This window comes from Enterovirga sp. (assembly GCF_028290205.1).
In the GTDB taxonomy this organism is placed as follows: Bacteria; Pseudomonadota; Alphaproteobacteria; order Rhizobiales; family Beijerinckiaceae; genus Enterovirga.
The window spans coordinates 1-6,486 of the sequence record NZ_JAQGKF010000077.1; the positions used below are offsets into that span (position 1 = coordinate 1).

General features: G+C 70.6%; 6 protein-coding genes, 1 tRNA gene and 1 pseudogene. 1 reads left to right on the forward strand and 7 read right to left on the reverse strand.

Features of this window, described 5'->3' with window-relative positions; genetic code table 11:
* The 7 genes and pseudogenes from JWR86_RS05195 to JWR86_RS05225 all read right to left on the reverse strand — a co-directional run.
* Positions 1-90 (reverse strand): annotated as a pseudogene (locus tag JWR86_RS05195) (LuxR family transcriptional regulator); the annotation flags it as partial.
* Positions 91-97: 7 nt separating this feature from the next.
* A complete protein-coding gene (metG, locus tag JWR86_RS05200; RefSeq protein ID WP_299561712.1) occupies positions 98-1,642 on the reverse strand; it encodes a methionine--tRNA ligase in 1,545 nt (514 codons plus the stop codon).
* Between the two features lie 29 nt (positions 1,643-1,671).
* A complete protein-coding gene (locus JWR86_RS05205) occupies positions 1,672-2,712 on the reverse strand; it encodes a DNA polymerase III subunit delta' (protein WP_299561714.1) in 1,041 nt (346 codons plus the stop codon).
* Complete coding sequence (gene tmk, locus JWR86_RS05210) at positions 2,702-3,403, reverse strand: dTMP kinase (RefSeq protein ID WP_299561716.1); 702 nt, start codon at positions 3,401-3,403, stop codon at positions 2,702-2,704. The genes JWR86_RS05205 and tmk overlap by 11 nt, the downstream gene beginning before the upstream one ends.
* Before the next feature lie 56 nt (positions 3,404-3,459).
* Entirely contained in the window at positions 3,460-4,356 is an 897-nt protein-coding gene (locus tag JWR86_RS05215) for a septal ring lytic transglycosylase RlpA family protein (protein ID WP_299561718.1), read from the reverse strand.
* A gap of 403 nt (positions 4,357-4,759) precedes the next feature.
* Positions 4,760-5,068, reverse strand: coding sequence for a ribbon-helix-helix domain-containing protein (locus JWR86_RS05220; RefSeq protein ID WP_299561720.1), 309 nt, complete (start codon positions 5,066-5,068; stop codon positions 4,760-4,762).
* Positions 5,052-5,690 carry a ParA family protein gene (locus tag JWR86_RS05225; protein ID WP_299561722.1) on the reverse strand — a complete coding sequence of 213 codons (639 nt, stop codon included), beginning with the start codon at positions 5,688-5,690 and terminating at the stop codon, positions 5,052-5,054. The genes JWR86_RS05220 and JWR86_RS05225 overlap by 17 nt, the downstream gene beginning before the upstream one ends.
* Positions 5,691-6,055: 365 nt before the next feature.
* Between JWR86_RS05225 and JWR86_RS05230 the strand changes: the two genes are divergently transcribed.
* Positions 6,056-6,145 (forward strand) — tRNA-Ser (locus JWR86_RS05230).
* Positions 6,146-6,486: the final 341 nt, after the last annotated feature.

Genomic DNA, 6,486 nt, shown 5'->3' on the forward strand with positions numbered 1-6,486 from the left:
GACGCCGGCCGCGCGGGCCCGGCCCAGCACCTCCGGCAGCCGGTCGGAGAGATCCGGGAAGTCGAGGTGGCAGTGGCTATCGACCAGCATCGCCGCCCTACCCTTCCGCCTCGACATAGCGGGGGAAGATCCCGGCTGGCGCCGGCAGGGGAGTGCCGGCCGGCACTGCGGCCCCCTCCCCGATCGCCGCGAAGCTGCGGGATTCGGGCGGAACGGCCAAGAGGTCGAGCAGCTTCGCGGCCCCGGCCGGCACAAACGGCTGGGCCATGATCGCGACCACCCGCAGGGTCTCGGCCGTGACGGCCAGCACGGTCGCCATCCGGACAGGATCCTGTTTTCGGAGGATCCAGGGTTCCTGTGACGCGAAATAGCGGTTCGCCTCGGCCACCACCGCCCAGATCTCGGCGATCACCGTGTGCAGTGCGAGCCCGTCCATGGCGGCCTTGGCCGTCGCCGGCAGCGCCCGGGCGAGACTCAGCAGCGCCTCGTCCGCAGCGACCAGCGCGCCAGTCTCCGGCATGCGGCCATCGCAATTGCGGGCGATCATGGAGAGTGAGCGCTGGGCGAGGTTGCCGAGGTCGTTCGCGAGGTCGGCATTGACCCGCGCCACGATCGCCTCGTGGGAATAGCTGCCGTCCTGGCCGAACGGCACCTCGCGCAGCAGGAAGTAGCGGAACTGGTCCGCACCGTAGGTCGTGGCGAGCGCGAAGGGGTCGATCACGTTGCCGACGGATTTCGACATCTTCTCGCCGCGGTTGAACAGGAACCCGTGCGCGAAGACGCGGCGCGGCACCTCCAGCTCCGCCGACATCAGGAAGGCTGGCCAGTACACGGCGTGGAAGCGCACGATGTCCTTGCCGATGACGTGCAGATCGGCGGGCCAGAGCCCGGCCCGCGGCGCGGCCGCGTCCGGAAAGCCCGTCGCGGTCACGTAGTTCGTCAGGGCATCCACCCACACATACATCACGTGGCGCGGGTTGCCGGGCACCGGGATGCCCCAGTCGAAGGTCGTGCGGGAGACCGACAGGTCCTTCAGGCCCGAGCGCACGAAGCTCGCCACCTCGTTCAGGCGCTCGCGCGGCGACACGAAATCGGGCCGCGCCTCGTAGAGCGCGAGAAGCTTTTCGCCATAGGCGGAGAGGCGGAAAAAGTAGCTCTCCTCCTCCACCCACTCGACCGGCGAGCCGAGCGGCTCGCGGCGCACGCCGTCCGGCCCGAGCACCGTCTCGGCCTCGTCGAAGAAGGCCTCCTGCCGGACGGAATACCAGCCCGCATAGGTGTCGAGGTAGATGTCGCCCTTGGCCTCCATCCGGCGCCAGATCTCCTGGCTGGCCTCGCGGTGGCGGGCCTCGGTCGTGCGGATGAAGTCGTCGTGGGACACGTCCAGCGCCGCCATCATGTCGCGGAAGCGCTGCGAATTGCGGTCGGCCAGGGCCTTGGGGGTCAGCCCCTCGATGGCAGCGGTCTGCTGCATCTTCAGCCCGTGCTCGTCGGTCCCCGTGAGAAAGAACACGTCGCGGCCGTCCAGCCGGTGGAAGCGGGCGATCGCGTCGCTGGCGAGCGCCGTATAGGCGTGGCCGATATGGGGGGCGCCGTTCGGGTAAAAGATCGGCGTCGTAAGATAATAGGCCTGACGGGCCATCCGGAACCTGCGCTGAGCCGGAGCCGTCCTCAGGCTGCCCGACGGACGGCCTCGGCCAGATCCCCGAATGTCGTCACGATGAAAGCGCGCCGGTCGAGGTTGTAGGTCTCGACAGATCGGGCGGCCTCGCCGACGTTTTCACATACCTCCGCCAGAGGGGCAAGGCGGGCCGGGCCGAGATGGCGGCCCTCGTGGACGCGGCGTTCGAGCCAGAGCTGCACGGTTTCCACGGCCAGTGCGAAATCGGCCTCGCCGCGCCGGTCGCCGAGCCGGTCGGCCAGCGCCAGGACGCGCCGCGGCGATGCCTGCGGCAGAGCGTCGAGCAGCCCCGTGAGTTCGTCGATCAGGGCGATGCGCTTGCCGTCCAGAAGGTCCAGCGCGCGCGCCACGGAGCCGCCACTGGAGGCCGCCGCTCGTAGCAGGCGCGCATCGTCCAGCCCGGCCGTCGGGCCCCCGAGCGTCCGCAGCACCTCGGCGACGGTCTCGTCGGGCAAAGTCGGCAGAGCCAGGCGCCGGCAGCGCGACCGGATGGTCGGCAGGACGCGGCGGGGCGCATGACTGCAGATCAGGACCAGCGCTCGGGCTGGCGGCTCCTCCACGGTCTTCAGGAGCGCGTTGGTGGCGGCCGGGGTGAGGTCGTCGATCGTGTCGATGATGCAGATGCGCCGCCCGCCATCGGCCGCCGTGGCGTTGAAGAAGGTCAGCACCTTGCGGGCCGCGTCGACCGACACGGTCTTCGGGGCCGCCTTGTCGCCGTCGGGCGAGGCGCGCTCCAGCACAAGGAGGTTGGGATGGGAGCCGGCCGTGATCTGGCGCCCGGTGCGGCCTTCCGGATCCACCCCGAGCCCGTCGCCACCGGCCAGCCGCTCCGAGGGCGGGGCCAGGAGAAAGCGCGCGAACCGGTAGGCCAGCGTCGCCTTGCCGATTCCCTCCGGCCCGCCGATGAGCCAGGCATGGTGCAGGCGGCCGCTCCGGTCGGCCTCGGCGAGGGCGCGTGCGCCCTCCTCCTGGCCCAGCAGCACGTGCCGGTCGCGCGGACGGGGCACCCCGGGCAGGGCGTCAGCCGGCATGGGCGAGCCGTCCCCACTGGGCGAGCTTGGGCGCGACCTCGGCCCAGATCCTCGCCTCGACCTCCTCCGGCGTTCCCGTCGCGTCGACGACCCGGCAGCGGTCCGGCTCGCAGGCGGCGATGCGGAGAAAGCCGTGCCGAATGGCGGCGTGGAACGCGGGGTCCTCAGCCTCGAACCTGTCGGTCCCGGCCCCCTCGCGGCGAGCGGCCGCCCGGGCGAGGCCGGTCTCGGCGGGAAGGTCCAGGACAAGCGTGAGGTCCGGGCGCGTGTCGCCAAGCGCGGCCCGGTCGATGGCCGCGAGGGCCGTCTCGGATACGCCGGCCAGGTCGCCCTGATAGACGCGGGTCGAATCCAGGAAGCGGTCGCACAGCACGACGTCACCGCGGGCGAGCGCCGGCGCGATCAGTTGGCCGACATGATCCGCGCGGGCGGCGCCGAACAGCAGCGCCTCGGCGAAGGCGCCGAACCGCTTGGCCCGGCCCGCCAGCAGCGCTTCGCGGATCAGCTCCGCACGGGGCGAGCCCCCGGGTTCGCGTGTCACCATCGCGGCAATGCCGGCCGCGGCGAGGCGGCGCGCCAGCCGGCGGATCTGGGTGGATTTACCCGCGCCCTCCCCGCCCTCGAAGGTGACGAAGCGTCCGGGCGGGGGTGTGGCGGTGGCGGCCCGGCCGCCGGGAGATGTCCCGACCATGCCGGGTCATACCGTCCTGGCCGGCCCGGGCATAGGCGGAAGCCGGCCGCACCGGCTCAATAGATGCCGGCGAGGTCCGGGCGCCGCGGCGGGCGGATGTCGAGCGGACGGCTCTCCGGCCCGGCGGCGGCGGCCGACATCCTGGCGGCAGCCGGAGCCCGGCTCGGTCGCGCCGGCTCGGTGAATTCGGGCAGCGCCGTTCGGGTCGGCGGGCTCGCCGCCCGGCGTTCCTCCCGGGCCGAGCTCGGGCGGGTTTCCGCCTGGGCGACCTGGATCCGGCGCTGGCCGGGGTCAAGCGCGGCCGGGCCGCCGTCGCTCCGCAGGGTCGCCAGCAGCCGGGCATCGTCGCTGCCGTCGAGGGAAGCCTTGCCGAGATACTCGACCCGGACCCGCCCCGTGCCCCGATGCCGGAAGCCGAGCGCATCGGCGGCCCGCTCCGACAGGTCGATGACCCGGTCGCGCTCATAGGGCCCGCGGTCGTTGACCCGCACCACCATGGAGCGCTTGTTGACCACGTTCGTGACCCGCACATAGCTCGGAAGCGGCAGGGTCGGATGGGCGGCCGCGATCGAGTCGCGGTCGAAGATCTCGCCGTTCGCGGTCAGGCGGCCGTGGAAGGCGGTGCCGTACCACGAGGCCCAGCCCTCCCGGTCATAGCCCCGGCCCGGATGCGGCTTGTAGGTGCGGCCCGCGACCACATAGGCCTGGCCCACCATCTCGCGCCCTCCCCCCTTGGGGACCGGCTGGCCCTCCGGAATCACCCGCGGGCTCGACTTCACGCCATACTTCAACTCGCTCGCGTGACGCCCGCTGCCGACAGGGGGCGAGCCCGCGCAATTCGCCAGCGCCAGGGCCGTGCCGGCCGCAAACAGGCCGCGCAGGATGGCTCCCGCACGGCGGGCCTCGTCAGCCCGGCACGCATTCTGCGCCGCCGGTCGCTTTCTGTCCCGCAAGGTCCTGCCTCCGCCACCTGTTCGACTGGCGACGCCCCGCCGCGATTGGCCCGGAGGTTGAGCGAACGGCCTTAAGATTCGGTTGCCAGTCAGCAGGGGAGAGTTTGCGCACGTCGACCTGTTTTACCAACGACTTGAGACAGGTTGCTAAACGTCGTTGGCAAGGACTGGAGGCGTTGGACGAGGCCGGCGCGAGGTTTTCGTGAAGGGTGAGCGGGACCCCCCGGCTGAGCTGGCCCGGGGCATGGTCGGCCTCTGCGCGCTTCGATCCGGAATATGATTAGCAGTGATACTGCAATGGCTTGCCGTGCGCGGCTGATCTCCGGTGTCAGCCCGTCCCGGTGGGCCTGAACGCCAAAACCCGCCACCCTCGGAGGATGGCGGGCTTTTGGGCGAGGGCCACTTAGCGGGGTGTCGTGAGCTGGTCGATCGACAGCGCCCCGCGCGCCTTGAAGAGGAGGTCCAGGGCCTCCAGCATGAGCTGGTGGATCTTGGTGCGCTCCGTGTAGGCGATGTCCCGAAGCTGGTCGTGGACCGGCGGCTCCAGATAGACGGAGAGCTGCTTGGCCCGCTCCTTCAGGGTTCCCCGGGGGTTGGTCCCGCCGGGCGCCGAGTTGGTGGACAGTTGGACGATCTCGGCGCTTTGCCGGTTCGCGGGCGGGTTCGCCGAGGCGACGATGGAGGCGAGGCTCAGCTTAGGCGGCTTTGACATTCTGCAATCCCTGCGTTCGCTTGGCGATCCAGGACCACAGGCTGCGGATCTCGGTCGCGGCCATCCCGGTCGGGTTGTACTCGGTGACGCCCTGGCCCATGCCGAGCGCGTCCTGGTGATCGTTCCGCATCACGATGTTGACGTCGGGCAGCACGCCGAGAACGGCGAGACCGTCGGCCGCGTCCCGGACCCGGTAGGAGCGCGGCGGGGTCTGGTTCAGCACGAACGCGAACTTCTTCTCGAGCCGGTAGATGGCCGCGAGGGTGGGCTTGAAGGCGCGCAGGTCGGCGGGCGTCGGCCGGCAGGGAATGACGCAGAGATCGGCGGCCCGGATGGCCGCGAGGCTCCCGGGCGAATCGACGCCCGGCGTGTCGATGAACACGAAGTCGAAGTCGGACGCGCGCAGCCGGAACATGATGTCGTCGAGCTGCGTCGCGTCGATCTGGGCGACCTCGGGCGTGTCCGCCCGGCGGTGTTCCGCCCAATCGGTGACCGTCGCCTGACGGTCCATCTCCAGGATACACACGGACCGGCCGGCCTCCTGGGCGGCGACAGCGAGCGAGATGCACAGTGTGCTCTTGCCGCTGCCTCCCTTCTGGGTCACGAACGTGATCGCCTTCATCGGCGTTCCTTTCTCACTGGTCACGGAGCCGGACGGCTGTGCCGCCGGTCATCGGCGTCTTCGGCCCCGGATCATCCGATCCTGTGAGCCAAGGACGAGGCGGACTCTCGGCCGTGATGGTTAATGGCGAGTTAAGGCCGGCCCCGACGGACCAGGATCACGGCATCCCGGGATCACCTGATCCGGTCGCGACAGGATCCCGGCAGCCGCCCGGGTCAGGCGCCCTGCCCGCTCGACGTGCGGCCGAGGCGCGCCGAAGTTGACGCCCCGCCGAGGGCGGCCATAGACAGGAACCCCGCACGCGCAGCGAGCACGGCGGCGGCCCGGGGCCTGCTCCCGGCCACAGCAGGCTCGTGCGGCGGCATGGAAGGGTGGCCGAGCGGTTTAAGGCAGCGGTCTTGAAAACCGCCGTGGGGGCAACTCCACCGTGGGTTCGAATCCCACCCCTTCCGCCAGATGCGTCTGTAAGCCTCTGACATTTATAGCTGAATCAGGGACGCATCGTCCGGCCCCAATGGCGGCCCCAACAGCGTTGGCGGATATACGCGGACGTCAGCGGTCTTTCACGGTCAAACCCTGCGTCTTGTCTCCCGTCGTCAGCAGGTCGCTGGATTCAGGCTCTTCGGGTCGATCACTCTCGACGGCGTCCCGGTCTCAGGGGCCGCGGAGGCTGCTCTCCCTTGGCTGGGCGCACCAAAATCGGCGACATCAAGGCATAGGGCAACAGCGAGGCGATCAAGCAGACACCCGCCGGCATGCATGCCGTACCGCCGCCGACGTGGACGACGACGGCTGC